Origin of the sequence: Vibrio gallicus (assembly GCF_024346875.1) — a bacterium.
Lineage (GTDB): Bacteria > Pseudomonadota > Gammaproteobacteria > Enterobacterales > Vibrionaceae > Vibrio > Vibrio gallicus.
This window is the reverse complement of the sequence record NZ_AP024871.1, coordinates 951,104-964,884: the sequence shown is the minus strand read 5'-3', so window position 1 is coordinate 964,884 and position 13,781 is coordinate 951,104. Positions and strand designations below refer to the sequence as shown.

At 45.0% G+C, this 13,781-nt stretch carries 14 protein-coding genes; 13 read left to right on the top strand and 1 reads right to left on the bottom strand.

Annotated features, from left to right (window positions below; translation table 11 throughout):
• Positions 1–141: 141 nt before the first annotated feature.
• Genes OCU28_RS04420 through hypD form a run of 12 tightly spaced genes read left to right on the top strand, consistent with a single transcriptional unit; the run spans position 142 to position 12,269 of the window.
• Entirely contained in the window at positions 142–1,287 is a 1,146-nt protein-coding gene (locus OCU28_RS04420; protein ID WP_261817131.1) for a hydrogenase small subunit, read from the top strand.
• Positions 1,287–2,990 carry a nickel-dependent hydrogenase large subunit gene (locus OCU28_RS04415; protein WP_261817130.1) on the top strand — a complete coding sequence of 568 codons (1,704 nt, stop codon included), beginning with the start codon at positions 1,287–1,289 and terminating at the stop codon, positions 2,988–2,990. The genes OCU28_RS04420 and OCU28_RS04415 overlap by 1 nt, the downstream gene beginning before the upstream one ends.
• 13 nt (positions 2,991–3,003) lie before the next feature.
• On the top strand, positions 3,004–3,708 hold the full coding sequence (gene cybH, locus OCU28_RS04410; protein WP_261817129.1) for a Ni/Fe-hydrogenase, b-type cytochrome subunit: 705 nt from the start codon (positions 3,004–3,006) through the stop codon (positions 3,706–3,708).
• The gene (locus OCU28_RS04405; RefSeq protein WP_261817128.1) at positions 3,705–4,229 is read left to right on the top strand and encodes a HyaD/HybD family hydrogenase maturation endopeptidase; all 525 of its coding nucleotides are present in this window, start codon (positions 3,705–3,707) and stop codon (positions 4,227–4,229) included. Before cybH ends, OCU28_RS04405 begins: the two co-directional genes overlap by 4 nt.
• A gap of 32 nt (positions 4,230–4,261) precedes the next feature.
• Positions 4,262–5,995 (top strand): hypothetical protein, encoded by a 1,734-nt coding sequence (locus OCU28_RS04400; protein ID WP_261817127.1) that lies wholly within the window; start codon positions 4,262–4,264, stop codon positions 5,993–5,995.
• A 15-nt stretch (positions 5,996–6,010) separates the two neighbouring features.
• The gene (locus tag OCU28_RS04395) at positions 6,011–6,253 is read left to right on the top strand and encodes a HypC/HybG/HupF family hydrogenase formation chaperone (protein ID WP_261817126.1); all 243 of its coding nucleotides are present in this window, start codon (positions 6,011–6,013) and stop codon (positions 6,251–6,253) included.
• 2 nt (positions 6,254–6,255) lie between these two features.
• Entirely contained in the window at positions 6,256–8,619 is a 2,364-nt protein-coding gene (gene hypF, locus OCU28_RS04390; RefSeq protein ID WP_261817125.1) for a carbamoyltransferase HypF, read from the top strand.
• Positions 8,619–9,542 carry a hypothetical protein gene (locus OCU28_RS04385; RefSeq protein WP_261817124.1) on the top strand — a complete coding sequence of 308 codons (924 nt, stop codon included), beginning with the start codon at positions 8,619–8,621 and terminating at the stop codon, positions 9,540–9,542. Before hypF ends, OCU28_RS04385 begins: the two co-directional genes overlap by 1 nt.
• Positions 9,543–9,545: 3 nt before the next feature.
• Entirely contained in the window at positions 9,546–9,881 is a 336-nt protein-coding gene (gene hypA / locus OCU28_RS04380; protein WP_261817123.1) for a hydrogenase maturation nickel metallochaperone HypA, read from the top strand.
• A gap of 1 nt (position 9,882) precedes the next feature.
• A complete protein-coding gene (gene hypB / locus OCU28_RS04375; protein WP_261817122.1) occupies positions 9,883–10,914 on the top strand; it encodes a hydrogenase nickel incorporation protein HypB in 1,032 nt (343 codons plus the stop codon).
• A gap of 1 nt (position 10,915) precedes the next feature.
• Entirely contained in the window at positions 10,916–11,164 is a 249-nt protein-coding gene (locus OCU28_RS04370; RefSeq protein ID WP_261817121.1) for a HypC/HybG/HupF family hydrogenase formation chaperone, read from the top strand.
• A complete protein-coding gene (gene hypD, locus OCU28_RS04365) occupies positions 11,151–12,269 on the top strand; it encodes a hydrogenase formation protein HypD (RefSeq protein WP_261817120.1) in 1,119 nt (372 codons plus the stop codon). Before OCU28_RS04370 ends, hypD begins: the two co-directional genes overlap by 14 nt.
• Before the next feature lie 82 nt (positions 12,270–12,351).
• Here the strand turns inward: hypD and OCU28_RS04360 are convergent, their stop codons facing one another.
• A complete protein-coding gene (locus OCU28_RS04360) occupies positions 12,352–12,918 on the bottom strand; it encodes a HupE/UreJ family protein (protein WP_261817119.1) in 567 nt (188 codons plus the stop codon).
• A gap of 147 nt (positions 12,919–13,065) precedes the next feature.
• Between OCU28_RS04360 and OCU28_RS04355 the strand changes: the two genes are divergently transcribed.
• The gene (locus tag OCU28_RS04355; RefSeq protein ID WP_261817118.1) at positions 13,066–13,725 is read left to right on the top strand and encodes a nitroreductase family protein; all 660 of its coding nucleotides are present in this window, start codon (positions 13,066–13,068) and stop codon (positions 13,723–13,725) included.
• The last annotated feature ends 56 nt before the right edge of the window (positions 13,726–13,781 follow it).

Sequence of the window (13,781 nt, the reverse complement as noted above, 5' to 3'; positions counted from 1 at the left end):
GTTTACCAATGACGGCCTTTGCACATAACACCGGCTTTATTCATAGCCATGTTAACGGTCCGCTCAGCGCATCATCAATTGCATTAGCATTAGTGCTTTTTTGCGTTTTATATAAAAAACTATAATTGTCGGAGCAACACCATGTTCAATTATCAAGCATTGATGGACATCTGTAAAAACAGATTAGATAAGCTATCTGCTATGCCAGCGATGAAGACGACCCCTTTGGTAGAAAACATCGACCAATCGGGCATTAATCGTCGTGAATTTATGAAATGGTCATCGATGACTGCCGCCGCGCTTGCATTGCCTATGGAATTTGCTCCTATGGTCGCCAAAGCAGCGGAACTCTCTGACCGTATTCCTTTGGTATGGCTGCACCTCGCTGAATGTACAGGGTGTTCTGAGTCTCTGGTTCGCGCCGATACCCCTACCCTAGATACGCTGATCTTTGACCACTTATCTCTTGAATACCATGAGACATTAATGGCAGCTGCCGGCTGGCAAGCTGAAGAAAACCTTGAGCATGCACTAAGTGCTTACCACGGCCAGTACCTACTGGCTGTTGAAGGTGCAGTACCTACGGCAAATAATGGCACATTTTTAACCGTCGGAGCCAAAGGCAAAACTGGGATGAAAATCCTAGAAGAAGCTGCAGACGGCGCGGCGGCTATTGTTGCAGTTGGTACCTGTGCTTCTTTTGGTGGCGTACAAGCTGCCGCTCCCAACCCAACGGGCGCTAAAGGTATTCACAAGGTAATTGATAAACCAGTGGTGAACCTTGGGGGTTGTCCTCCAAGTGAGCGAAATATCGTTGGCACACTGATGTACTTCATTATGTTTGGCAAACTGCCACCTCTTGATATCTACAACCGCCCACGTTGGGCATACGGTGCACGAGTTCACGACAACTGTGAGCGTCGTGGTCACTTTGATGCTGGTGAATTTGTAGAAGAGTTTGGTGATGAAGGCGCTAAACAAGGCTACTGCTTATTTAAGGTTGGCTGTAAGGGTCCTTATACCTACAACAACTGTCCAACTCAGCGTTTCAACGGTGGCACCAGTTGGCCTGTTCTCGCAGGGCATGGTTGTATTGGCTGCTCTGAACCAAACTTTTGGGATGCAATGTCGGAATTTGAAAAACCTCTAGGACGTCGAGACTTTACATCAAGCCTTGATAAGACCTCAGATTATATTGGTACCGCTGTATTAGGTATTGCTGCTGTGGGCATCACTGTCCATGCTGTAGCAAGTATTTTTGGTAAAAAACTGGACGAGGAAGCGTAATGAGCAAGCGTGTCGTTATAGATCCGATCACTCGTATCGAAGGTCACCTACGCATTGAAGTAGAAGTTGATGAAAACAATGTGGTACAGAAGGCCTACTCTTCTTCGTCATTATGGCGTGGTATTGAAGTTATCCTAAAAGACCGCTCGGTATTTGACGTTGGCTTATTAGTACAGCGTATTTGTGGGGTGTGCACCTATTCGCACTATCGTTGTGGTACTGAAGCGGTAGAGAAAGCATTGGGGGTAGAGATCCCTAAAAATGCCAAGTTCATTCGCAGCTTGATCCATGCATCTTTAAATATTCACGACCATATCGTCCACTTTTACCACCTGCATGCCCTGGATTGGGTAGATGTCGTTGCCGCTCTTTCAGCAAGCCCTGAAAAAGCCGCTCAGGTTGCATTGCAGTATACTGATGTACCTATTGCCGCTGGCGCGGGTGATTTACGAGCCGCTCAACAAAAAGTTCAAAAACTGGTTGATACCGGTAAGCTTGGTCCATTTGCCAATGCGTATTGGGGAAACAAAACCTACAGATTCACCCCAGAGCAGAACTTAATTGCCTTGTCTCACTACCTAAAGGCTCTAGATGTTCAGCGTATCGCCGCGGAGCTAATGGCTATCTTTGGCGGTAAGAGCCCACACCCTCAATCATTGGTTGTCGGCGGGATTACCTCAGTTAGAGACATGCTAAACCCGGCACGTTTACAAGAGTGGAAGACTAAGCTAGCAACGGTACAAGACTTTATCGAACGCGCTTACTACCCTGATATCTTGATGGCAGCCGAAGCGTACAAAGCCGAGCCTTCAGTACTGGGCAAGGTCGGTGTTCCAAACTTCTTAACTACCCAAGAATTCTTCACTAAAGGCGAGACTCACTTGCTGCACAGCGGTGTAATTAAGAACGGCGACATCAGTCAGGTATTCGACCTTGACCCTAGCCTTATTAAGGAAGACGTGACCCACTCTTGGTACAAAGGTGATGAACCACTGCACCCATTTGATGGTCAAACTGAACCGGAATATACCGGGATGAAGGATCGCGAAACCGTATACGGTAAGCTACCGACCCTAGACCAAGACGGTAAATACAGCTGGGTTAAATCACCTCGCTATGATGGTCAACCGTTTGAGGTAGGACCGTTAGCATCTATGGTGGTGAACTACGCTAAAGGCAATCAAGTTGTTGTCGATGAAGTAAATGACTTCTTAAAAACAACCGGATTACCGGTAGAAGCACTATTTACCACCTTAGGCCGTACGGCGGCACGTATGCTGCAAACACGTATCGTAACCAACGCAGCATTCGAAACCTTACAAGCGCTAATCGATAATATTTTAGTCGATGACGAAACCTATCGTAAACCTGATATGAGCAAGGTTCCAAGCGAAAGTGAGGGCTACTCTATGATTGAGGCGCCACGCGGTATGCTCAGTCACTGGATCCGTGTTAAAGACGGAAAGGTTGCCAATTATCAAGCGGTTGTTCCATCGACATGGAACTCAGGCCCTGTTGATGCAAATGGCAATATTGGTCCATACGAAGCGGATTTAATTGGCTTGAAACTTGAAGATCCTAAGAAACCTTTAGAGGTTATTCGTGTCATTCACTCGTTTGACCCATGTATGGCATGTGCTGTACACGTTATGGATTTCGAAGGCAATGAACTCAGCCAGTTTGAAGTGAAACCCGCGGTATAATTAGGATATTCATATGGCTAACAACAAAGCACGTTACGCTCGTGAAGTAACCTTTAGTGCTGCAATTCGAATCTGCCACTGGTTAAGACTGGTGGCTATCGGAATGCTGGCTATTACTGGTTTCTACATCTCATGGCCGTTTTTGGTATCAATGGGAACGAGTGACCATCTAGTCCAGGGCTGGGTTCGTTTTACACATCAAATATTTGGCTTCCTTTTGGTTGCCATTACTATGATTAGAACCTATTTATTCTTCTTTAGTAGAAGCGATATTGAGCGCCGTTCATTTAAAGATATTTTCAAGATCAAGGCTTGGATATCGGTAATGAAGGCTTATACATATCAAGGGCCAAAGGAAAAAAATGGCGCTTACAATGTATTGCAGTTTATGACCTATTTCTTTTTGACTTTGGTCATTATGCTGATGTGTGCAACCGGACTTATCTTATATGCAAACGTATATCACGATAACCTTGGTGGCGCTATCTTGCCTATCGCAAACTGGGTTGTAGGTATGCTTGAGGATGTTGGTGGATTAGCCTTCATTCGCACCCTGCATCACGAAGTCACCTGGGTTTTCTTGGTGTTTATCATTGTTCATATTTATATGGTGATCTTCACTGCGGTTCGTTTTAAGGTGAGCTCAGTTGACCCTATGATTTCAGGGTTAGATTACTATCACCCCGATCATCACGATCACGGGGATTTCAATAAGTGAGCAATCTCTTAATCTTAGGGATTGGTAACATTCTTTACGCCGATGAAGGTATCGGCGTAAGGTTTGCAAAACTGATCGAACAAAAATATCAGCTCAATAGCAGCCTATATAACATCGATATTATTGATGGAGGCACCCTTGCCCATGGGCTTATTCCTTTGCTAAGTAGATATGAACAGGTCGTGGTCATCGATACGATTAACTCATCAGAAAAGGAGACCGGTAAGGTTTACTTCTTTGATTTTGATGCGGTTCCAAGCCATATTGACTTTCAAGGTAGTGCCCACGAAGTTGAAATGTTAGCTACCCTAAATATGATGGATATCGTCGGCGATCGCCCTAAAACTTACGTACTTGGCGTCAGCCCCACTGTACTTGAATCTATGAGTTTTGAATTATCGGACCAAGTCCAAGCCGCAGTTCCAATCATGGAGCAGGCGCTTGTTACACACTTGCAGCAGCAGCAAGTTGAGGTAATAAAACTCAACGACCTATCCATTACAGATATCCCTGCGCTATAAGCCCATTTTATCTTGACCGCAAAAGGTTTGGCATGATTATTCGATTCAGCTTTTTTACCACTAAACAGATTGATTTGTACGCTAGGCGATGCAACGAATTACTGCAACGCAAGTTAGTGCATGCCATTTATCATGATAGTAATGGCTATCATGTTGAAGCCAATGGCGACCAAGATGAGATCACCGAACTGGCTAATATTATAGGGCAAAGCTTTCCGTTGTCTTGCTCTATAACCGGCACAGACATCAGCGCAGTGCCGTCATTCAAAGGTAGCAGTAAATTACTGACCACTAGTGAGTCTGTGGATTACGTGCACTATTGTGAGCAGTGTAAAGATGATTTTACTCACCTCTGCCCTGTGTGTGAAAGCGCGATAATTAACGCTATCACAGTCAATGAACAGGCCGTAATACCTTCAGATACCCAGCAGCTATTGCAATCGACTGAGGTCTTGGTTGAGCAAAAACCACTGACGCTTCAATCTCTCTACGGCAGTCACATTGTCAATGAAACTTGGCTTCCACTTACAGATATTGAACCGCACCAACAACGTATGGTTTTTACTAGCATTGAAGCATTGCAAAACGCCTGCTTTGTCACCGAGCGCGATCTGCAACTATTACTCAGTATTGAAAAGCCGAGTCTACGCTTAGCCATTAAGCCCGACTTCAAACAAAAATATCAATTACCGCTTGATACTTACATCGTTTCATTACCGGCACACAAACTGGCGTACACAATTGCAACCTATTGTGCAGGTCAGGATATCCACGCATTTGTATTAGACGGTGACGACACCAGTCCTCATATCCTTAAATTTGGGACTGACATCCTATATTTTGATAACGCCCCGCAGCCTGAGTCCTTAATTACCCATCAGCCTATACACACCTCAGTCGCAGCACTAGGTTTAAACGCACAGTGGAAAAAAGGCACGCTCAGCATTAAGCGCGACAATAATCCGCACCCTTTGTCTAAACCCGAGATGAGTGCTGCGTACGCTCTAGAAAACCTTCTCCAGCGCGATCGTTTTCCAAAGAAATGCGCCGTGCTTTATCTTGATAACCGATACCCTTCTGGGCTATTACACCGCATAGATAATAAGAAAACCTATGACTATCAATGGCTGTTCGAAGCGCCGCAGTACAGTAAAGAGATCATCCTTAGGGATTTACTTAACCAAATAACAGAATTAGACCCCACTAGTACGCAACTGGTGGCTCGGTTCATAGAGGCTAATGGTCAACGTATTGCAAACGCTCCTACCGCAAATGGCAGCCTAAGCGATATGTTGGGATTACTCGCTATTATCCTTGGTCTAAGTGATAACGGTGCGACCTTAGTGCAAGCCAGTAACAGTGCTGTAGCAACGGTTATCTCGAACAAGTTTGAGAACTTACCTCGCGTTGAATTCGAGCTCATAACCAAAGGTGATACCTTAGAAATCGATTGGGTTAAAGCATTTCAATCAGTACTGAGTTATTACGTAGCCATGCCAGATGATAACAAAGTCATCGTTGCTGGCTTCTTAGACAGTCTTGCTGACTATCTATGTGCATGGATTGAACGATTTGATCAACACCTTGGCTTTGAAAAGCTCACCTTAGCTGGTAACGAATTCGATAATCCAATCTTTTTAGAGTTGTTGCGCTTACGCTTATCTAAAAACGTCCAGCTTACTCACAGCTACGATTCAGACTTAACTGCAATGAATCTAGTATTCGGTTCAATGTTTGTCGCAAACGACGCCCAACTCACTCGCTAGGCATAAGAATATAGTATGTGTTTTTCTATTCCTTCTAAGATCACCAAGCTTGATCTCACCAACCAAACTGCTCTGGTTGATACCTTAGGTACAACTCGAGAAGTTGATATCCACCTTATTACTGACCCTTTAGCTTTGGGTGATTATGTACTGATCCAATCAGGCCGAGCGGTGCAAACTATGCAAGAAGACGCGGCATTAGAAAGCCTTGAGCTTTATCAGATTATCTTCGACAAAATGCAGAGCGGAGAGATCTAAACATGCCAGAAACTGGTGTTCTTATTCGAATCAAAGGCCAAGTACAAGGGGTCGGTTTCCGGCCATTTGTCTGGCAATTAGCACATCAGTTTCGACTATTGGGTGAGGTATACAATGACGCAAACGGGGTCGGCATTAAGCTAAAACCAGACAGCAAGATTGAGCAGTTTATCGACGCGATTTCGCAATATGCTCCTAAACTTTCTGTCATAGATTCCATAACCCAAAGTAATATCGAGATTAAATCCTATACCGACTTTGTTATATCTCAATCTAATGCCGGCATTATGGATACCAGCATTGCACCCGATGCTGCTACCTGTGAACACTGCTTACAAGAAATCCATGATTCTAAGGATTCGCGCCATGGCTATGAATTTACCAATTGCATCCATTGTGGGCCACGCTATTCCATCATAAAAGCCATACCATACGATAGAGCGAACACCTCTATGGCCTCCTTTGAATTGTGCAATACATGCCAACTCGAATATCAAGACCCAAGGGATCGACGCTTCCATGCGCAACCTACCGCTTGCCCTACCTGTGGGCCAAGTATCACGGTTCAAGATAACCAAGGTAAGCCGGTCTCACAGGCAGGCGGGCAGCCTCTCGATTGGTGTGCAAAGCAACTACTCTGCGGTAAGACAGTTGCAATTAAAGGTGTAGGTGGATTTCATCTAGCGGTTGATGCAACCAATGCTTGCGCAGTCACTACCTTGCGCCACAGAAAACACCGTCCACATAAGCCGTTTGCGTTGATGGTTAAAGATATTGATGCTGTCCGCGCTATCGCCTACGTTAACCAAGAAGAGCAGCGTCAATTGCTTAGCGCCGCCGCGCCAATTGTATTGCTTAAACCAAAACCCAATTCTCTCGTGGCAGAGAACGTGAGTTTTGCCATGCCATATATCGGCATTATGCTGCCTAGCAATCCTCTACAGCACCTATTATTGGAACTGTGCGATAGGCCTCTGGTTATGACATCGGCTAACAAAAGTGGCTTTCCAATGCCAATCGATAACCTGCAAGCCTTGGCACAACTTGGGCAACTGTGTGATTTGTTTTTAACCCATAATCGTGACATTGTACGTCGCCTCGACGACAGTATCGTACAGGTCATTGATGGCAAAGCCAGTATCATGCGCCGTGCTCGTGGTTATGTCCCTCAAATGTTAGACCTACCTGCCGGGTTTGAACACTGCGATGGCGTCTTAGCCTTAGGCTCGGATCTCAAGCAAGCTACATGCATTACAAAGCGCGGACGAGCCCTGATGATGCCCCACCTCGGTGATGCATCTAATCCTATGATAGTGGATGAGATAAAGACAACTATCCAAGATACGCAGAGCCTATTTGCTCATCAAACCACACTCGGGGCTTATGATTGCCACACTGGCTATATCACTCATCAGTATGCCAACGCTCTATTTACTCATGTAGCGCAAGCGAGCGTAAACCATCATCACGCCCATATCGCAGCCTGCTTAGCGGATAATCAGATCTCTCGTTATCACAACCCCATGCTCGCTGTGACCCTTGACGGCTTAGGTTGGAACGATGATATACATGACAATTGCTCACATAACCTATTTGGTGGGGAGCTATTTATTGCCAATTATGCCACCTGTCAGCGAATTACAGGCTTACCCGCAGTCCCGTTAATTGGTGGTGACAAGGCATCAATCCAGCCGTGGCGAAATCTATTAGCCCAGCTCGAAACCCATGTTCCAACATGGCAAACCCACCATGGTACTCAGGTGCCAAACAGCGCCTTACAGCAATTATCATGCAAGCCACTACCACTGTTGCGCCAAGCGATGAAAAATAACATCAACAGCCCTATAGCCAGCAGCACTGGACGCCTTTTTGATGCCGTAGCTGCGTTAGTTAGCGATGTATTTGAACAGCAAAGCTTTGAAGGCCAAGCCGCAATGACATTAGAGGGGCTGGCATGGCAAGGGTTTAATATGGCACATCTTGAGCTTACTGATTTGCAACACAGCGACCCTAATCCCTCTATTGAGCTTATGTGGCAGCACTTATTACTAAAATATGGGCAGCAATCAAACGCACACATAGCGCTATTTTTCCATCGATACTTGGCGCACATAGTTTTGTGTTGGTTGCACGATGCAAAGCCACTGGCATCCACCAACCAAGTGGTGTTAAGTGGTGGTGTCATGCAAAACAGCCTGCTACTAATGCTGTTAAAACATGGCCTAACTAAACAAAACCAAATCCCATTAATACACAGCACTATCCCTGCTAACGACGGCGGTATTAGTGTTGGCCAAGCATTGATTGCTTGGCATCGCAGGCAGTTACCAGCTTCAGGTCAGTTACACACGGGAGCAACCAATTAATGCCGGGTATCATTCTAAAGCTACACATAGAGCACGATATAATTCGCGACTGCTTCGCCCAATTTAATTACCCCAACGTAAATGCAGTGTTATTAAATCAAGATGCCGCTACGGTAAACAAGCGCCTCAATTTAATCTACAAGCAGTGTGGACAAGCGCATAATAGCGCCTTTTTTCACACCCAAGGTATCAGTGCAAATCAAGCTCAACAACAAGCACAAAATCAAGCACTGGCGTTGGAACGCATGTTAGAAATTAGCTGGCAACTGTGGCGAATATTTCAACTGTTATTTACCGCGCAACCCTCACAACAAGCGCTGTTCACGCAATTTCGCCAACAACTGATGGCGTATAAAGCGCGGCTAGCCCATGATATATGGCTTGCCAATAGCCAAGCCGTACCAATAACAATTGATGAGCCAATAACGACAGTCGATTTTAAAAGCGCCCTGTTTAAGCCGATTATTGAGTACATACACCAGCAGCATTGGGCGAAGCAGTTATATACTGAGCAATCCGTCTTGCAGCAATATGAATCAGGCCCAAGCGTGCGTATGCAGCAGATTACTCCCACAATTGTAGATCGTATCCAAGCGATGTGGCAGGAGCTAGTTGATGCACAAATCGACGTTATTCAGCCACAGCATTATCACTCTAACCAGCGTTTTGACGGTACGGTTGATGCGGCAAGGGGGCAGCTTAGCCATCACGTCACTTGGCACAATAGTGCGGTTAAACAATATACAATACAGGTACCCACATCGGGTATCGTTGATAGCCTAAGCCGCAGTTTATTAGGCATAAATCTTAAACAATTAGCCGACTATCCACTCGCGTTGTCGGTATGGATACTCACCCACTTTCCCTGTATGGAAGTGAGTATTGAATTTGACTCAACCAACAGCGACAAGGGTAATGAATAGACTATGCATGAAATGTCGATAGCACAGAATATCGTCCAGATAGCCTTAGACCATATTCAACCGCAAGAGCAAATCAGTGAGGTTGTAATTAGTGTTGGAGAATTATCTGGTATCGAAATCGATGCCTTGCAGTTTGGCTTTAGCGCGGTAACTAACAATACCCCCGCACAAGATGCAGTATTAACTATAGAAACAGTCCCAGGCAGTATATTTTGTATGACTTGCTTGGCCCAATTTGACTACCATTCTCGCACCGACCCTTGCCCTAAGTGCAAAGGACATCAATATGTGGTTATTGACGGTAGCGAAATGAAAGTAAAACATATAGAGGTAAATTAACATGTGTACAGTATGCGGATGCGGAACAGATACGGTGGAAGGCCATCATCACGATCACGATCATGAACATCATTCACATGATCACCATCATACCGCTGGGAGTGCACACACTCAGCCTCAACAGCCTGTAACCGTTGTACATCATCACTATCATAATAGCGGTGATGTACATTTACATATCTATAATTCACCTAACCCCGCCCAATCACCTGTCAGCGATACTCATGGGCATGGGCATGGGCATGGGCATGGGCATGGGCATGACAATCATAGCCATGATGACCACTCCCACCATCAGCACACACATGAGCATCAACCTGAATTACACAATGACGCCCTTGATTACGGTGCTGGCAAGGCACATCTGCACGTGCCTGGCCTTTCTCAGCAGCGAATCATTGAAATAGAGCAAGATATACTGGGTAAAAATAATCATATTGCGCAGCACAATCGCAGCCACTTTACCGCAGACGAACTCACCGTATTAAATCTAGTTTCAAGTCCAGGCTCTGGTAAAACCACCCTTCTAACTGAAACTATTAAGCGTATGCAAACCCAGCATCAAATTGCGGTTATCGAAGGCGATCAGCAGACAGCAAGTGATGCTGAGCGTATTCGAGCGACTGGTGTGAAAGCTATCCAAGTCAACACAGGTAAAGGCTGCCACCTCGACGCAAGTATGGTAGACAAGGCGTATCACCAATTGGAGTTGTCCAAGGGAGCTATACTGTTTATAGAGAATGTAGGCAATCTAGTTTGCCCTGCGGACTTTGATTTAGGGGAACAAGCCAAAGTAGCGATTCTCTCGGTCACAGAAGGTGAAGAAAAGCCGCTCAAATACCCAAATATGTTTGCAGCTGCCAAGGTAATGCTGATCAATAAGACCGACCTATTACCTTATGTGAATTTTGACCTTAACCAGTGCATCGCCAATGCACGCAAGGTAAATCCAGAGATCGAGGTGATCTGCTTATCTGCTAGTACAGGGGAAGGCATGGATCGCTGGATAAACTGGATTTTGGGAGACAAATAATATGTGTTTAGGTGTACCTGCACAGATAGTTGCAATCTCGGATCCAGAACAACAGCTAGTCACAGTGTCAATTAATGGACTTAAACGCGAGGTGAACGCGGCATGTGTTTGGCTTGAAAATAGCGAATCATTGATAGAGCAATGGGTATTAGTCCACGTAGGGTTCGCGCTGGCGATTATCAGTGAGCAAGAAGCGACCGAGACTCTGGAGTTAATAGAACAAATGGGTGAACACAGTGAAATTCATTAGTGAATACCGCCAACCAGAAAAGGTAATGGCGCTGGTTGAATCTATCAACAATAAACTTGAGCAGCTGTCACCTAGCAAACCTCTGCAAATCATGGAGGTGTGTGGTGGTCATACCCATACTATCTTCCGCTTTGGTTTAGATAAGCTTCTCAATGATAGCATTGAATTTGTGCATGGCCCTGGCTGTCCTGTGTGTGTATTGCCGCGCCAACGCATTAATGAAGCGATTGAGATTGCTGAACAAGATAACGTTATTTTCTGTAGTTATGGCGATGCAATGCGCGTTCCTGGCCAAGATGGTAATCTATTAGCGGCTAAGGCTCGTGGCGCGGATATTCGTATCGTCTACTCGCCGCTAGATGCGTTAGCGTTAGCCAAGCAAAATCCAGACAAAGACGTGGTATTTTTTGCAATTGGCTTTGAAACGACGACCCCACCCACAGCCCTGACTCTTCAGCAAGCTGCGCGTCAGAACGTAACTAACTTTTCAGTACTTTGTCATCATATATTACTTGAGCCAGCTCTACGCTCGGTATTAGATGATGAAAACGTTCGCTTAAATGGACTAGTAGCTCCGGGACATGTATCAATTATTACAGGTCAAAAGCACTATCAGTTCTGTAATGATGAGTATCAACTACCCGTCGCCACAGCCGGATTTGAACCGCTTGATTTCCTGATGGCAATCGAATCCATTGTCGACCAAGTGAGCAATGAGCAAGTGGATGTAGTTAACTGCTACCAACGTGCCGTTTCCGATAGTGGTAACCAATTGGCACAGCTGGCAATTAACGATGTATTCACTATTGCGCAGTCTAGTGATTGGCGAGGTCTCGGCAATATCGATGAGTCAGGGCTTAAGCTGAAACCGGCTTATCAAAAATTTGATGCCTCTACGAGATATAACCTAAACCCAAATCGAATTGCAGAACCAGAAGGGTGTCGCTGCGCCAACGTGATAAAAGGACTAGCAAAGCCTACCGATTGCCCATTATTTGGCAAAGAGTGCACACCTGCCAATCCGGTTGGGGCGCTCATGGTATCCAATGAAGGCGCTTGCTCGGCTTACTACCAATATAATGTTCAAGTAAAGCCGCACCAATAATCTGCTCTATCATACTGAATAATTAAAAATGGCGAGTTGTAATCAATTCGCCATTTTTGATCGGTGATAGATAGGGCCGTCTTCAAATCAAAAAGATGCCATATACGGCTATCGCAACAAACCCCGCTTTAACACCACGTTGAACGTATGGATTCGAAGTGGGAATAAAGCCAAGCATAACGCCACAAATATGAATAATTACCGAAGCCAACAAAAAGCCTTGTTGGAAGTCCCATGGATTATGTAATACACCAATCTCACTGCCATGGGCATACCCATGTGCGATTGCAAATACCATAATCGGCCACACGATGTAGCCTATTCGTAGCTTCATAGTCGGTACTAATAAAATACCAAAGAACACTAAAGAAAGCCCAATTAGAGACTCAAAATAAGCAAAAGGTATCCCCTGCTTTCCGAGAATAAAGCCAATCGTCATTACACCGATAAACAGCCCAGGCACAGCCCAAATTGCACGCCCCCCCAACCTAGAACTGGTGATCCCAACGCACAGCATGGCAAATAAATGGTCTAACCCCAAAAAGGGATGCAAGAATCCCGCACTAAACCCACTACTTGCATCTAAATGCCCAGAATGAGCAAATACCGGTGAGCTTACAAAACAAATTAAAAACAGTAACCTATACATCTAACACACCTTTATGCTTAAAGGACACACACCTCAAATTATTGTTTTATAACTATTGGCTAGCAGAGCCTAAAGAATACCGATATCCCTACAATAGGGCTACTACACTTAATCATATTCAAAGCATTTACATCCTAGGAAACGCATATGTCACATCAAATCATTGAAGACCTAACTAGCCGATATACCACTAAAAAATATGATAGAAATCGCCGTATCCCACCGCAAGATATCGCCATAATCAAAGAAGCCATTCGCTTGTCAGCCTCTTCGATAAACTCCCAGCCGTGGCGATTTATCTTGATTGAAAGCGAGGCTGGTAAAGCACGCTTAGATGCCACATTCAAAAATAAATATCAGCCAAATCAACACCACGCCACCGATGCCTCGCATATCATTTTGTTCGCACACAACCCTATATACAAAAAAGAGGACTACAAAAAAGTACTCGATATCAATGTAGCTTTAGGTCGCTTGAAACCTGAAGTGTACGATGATGTGCTCAATGGCGCATTTCATTTTGCCGCACTTCATAGTGATGAAAATGGCTGTAATGCCAGTTGGACCAAAGCACAAACCTATATCGCACTTGGCAATGCACTACACGTTGTTGCGCGTATGGGCATTGATGCAACGCCGATGGAAGGTATCGATTCTGAGCTGATTGCTGAAGAGTTTGCCGATGAACTAGGTGGCTATGTGTGCGATGTGGCACTCGCTATGGGCTATCATTCACAACAGTTAGACCGAAACTTTGGCCAGCCAAAATCAAGATTAGCCATGGAAGATGTGTTTAAGGTCGTTTAAGAACAACAAATGCAGTGGTATCTAATACCGCTGCATTTGTTAAATTTTGACGTGAG

Bases quoted from the DNA above. Each gene is read 5' to 3' on its own strand.
- OCU28_RS04385 (WP_261817124.1), top strand. From the start codon at position 8,619: ATGCCGGGTATCATTCTAAAGCTACACATAGAGCACGATATAATTCGC.
- OCU28_RS04355 (WP_261817118.1), top strand. From the start codon at position 13,066: ATGTCACATCAAATCATTGAAGACCTAACTAGCCGATATACCACTAAA.
- OCU28_RS04360 (WP_261817119.1), bottom strand. From the start codon at position 12,918: ATGTATAGGTTACTGTTTTTAATTTGTTTTGTAAGCTCACCGGTATTT.
- cybH (WP_261817129.1), top strand. From the start codon at position 3,004: ATGGCTAACAACAAAGCACGTTACGCTCGTGAAGTAACCTTTAGTGCT.
- hypA (WP_261817123.1), top strand. From the start codon at position 9,546: ATGCATGAAATGTCGATAGCACAGAATATCGTCCAGATAGCCTTAGAC.
- OCU28_RS04400 (WP_261817127.1), top strand. From the start codon at position 4,262: ATGATTATTCGATTCAGCTTTTTTACCACTAAACAGATTGATTTGTAC.
- OCU28_RS04370 (WP_261817121.1), top strand. From the start codon at position 10,916: ATGTGTTTAGGTGTACCTGCACAGATAGTTGCAATCTCGGATCCAGAA.
- OCU28_RS04415 (WP_261817130.1), top strand. From the start codon at position 1,287: ATGAGCAAGCGTGTCGTTATAGATCCGATCACTCGTATCGAAGGTCAC.
- hypB (WP_261817122.1), top strand. From the start codon at position 9,883: ATGTGTACAGTATGCGGATGCGGAACAGATACGGTGGAAGGCCATCAT.
- OCU28_RS04420 (WP_261817131.1), top strand. From the start codon at position 142: ATGTTCAATTATCAAGCATTGATGGACATCTGTAAAAACAGATTAGAT.
- hypF (WP_261817125.1), top strand. From the start codon at position 6,256: ATGCCAGAAACTGGTGTTCTTATTCGAATCAAAGGCCAAGTACAAGGG.
- OCU28_RS04395 (WP_261817126.1), top strand. From the start codon at position 6,011: ATGTGTTTTTCTATTCCTTCTAAGATCACCAAGCTTGATCTCACCAAC.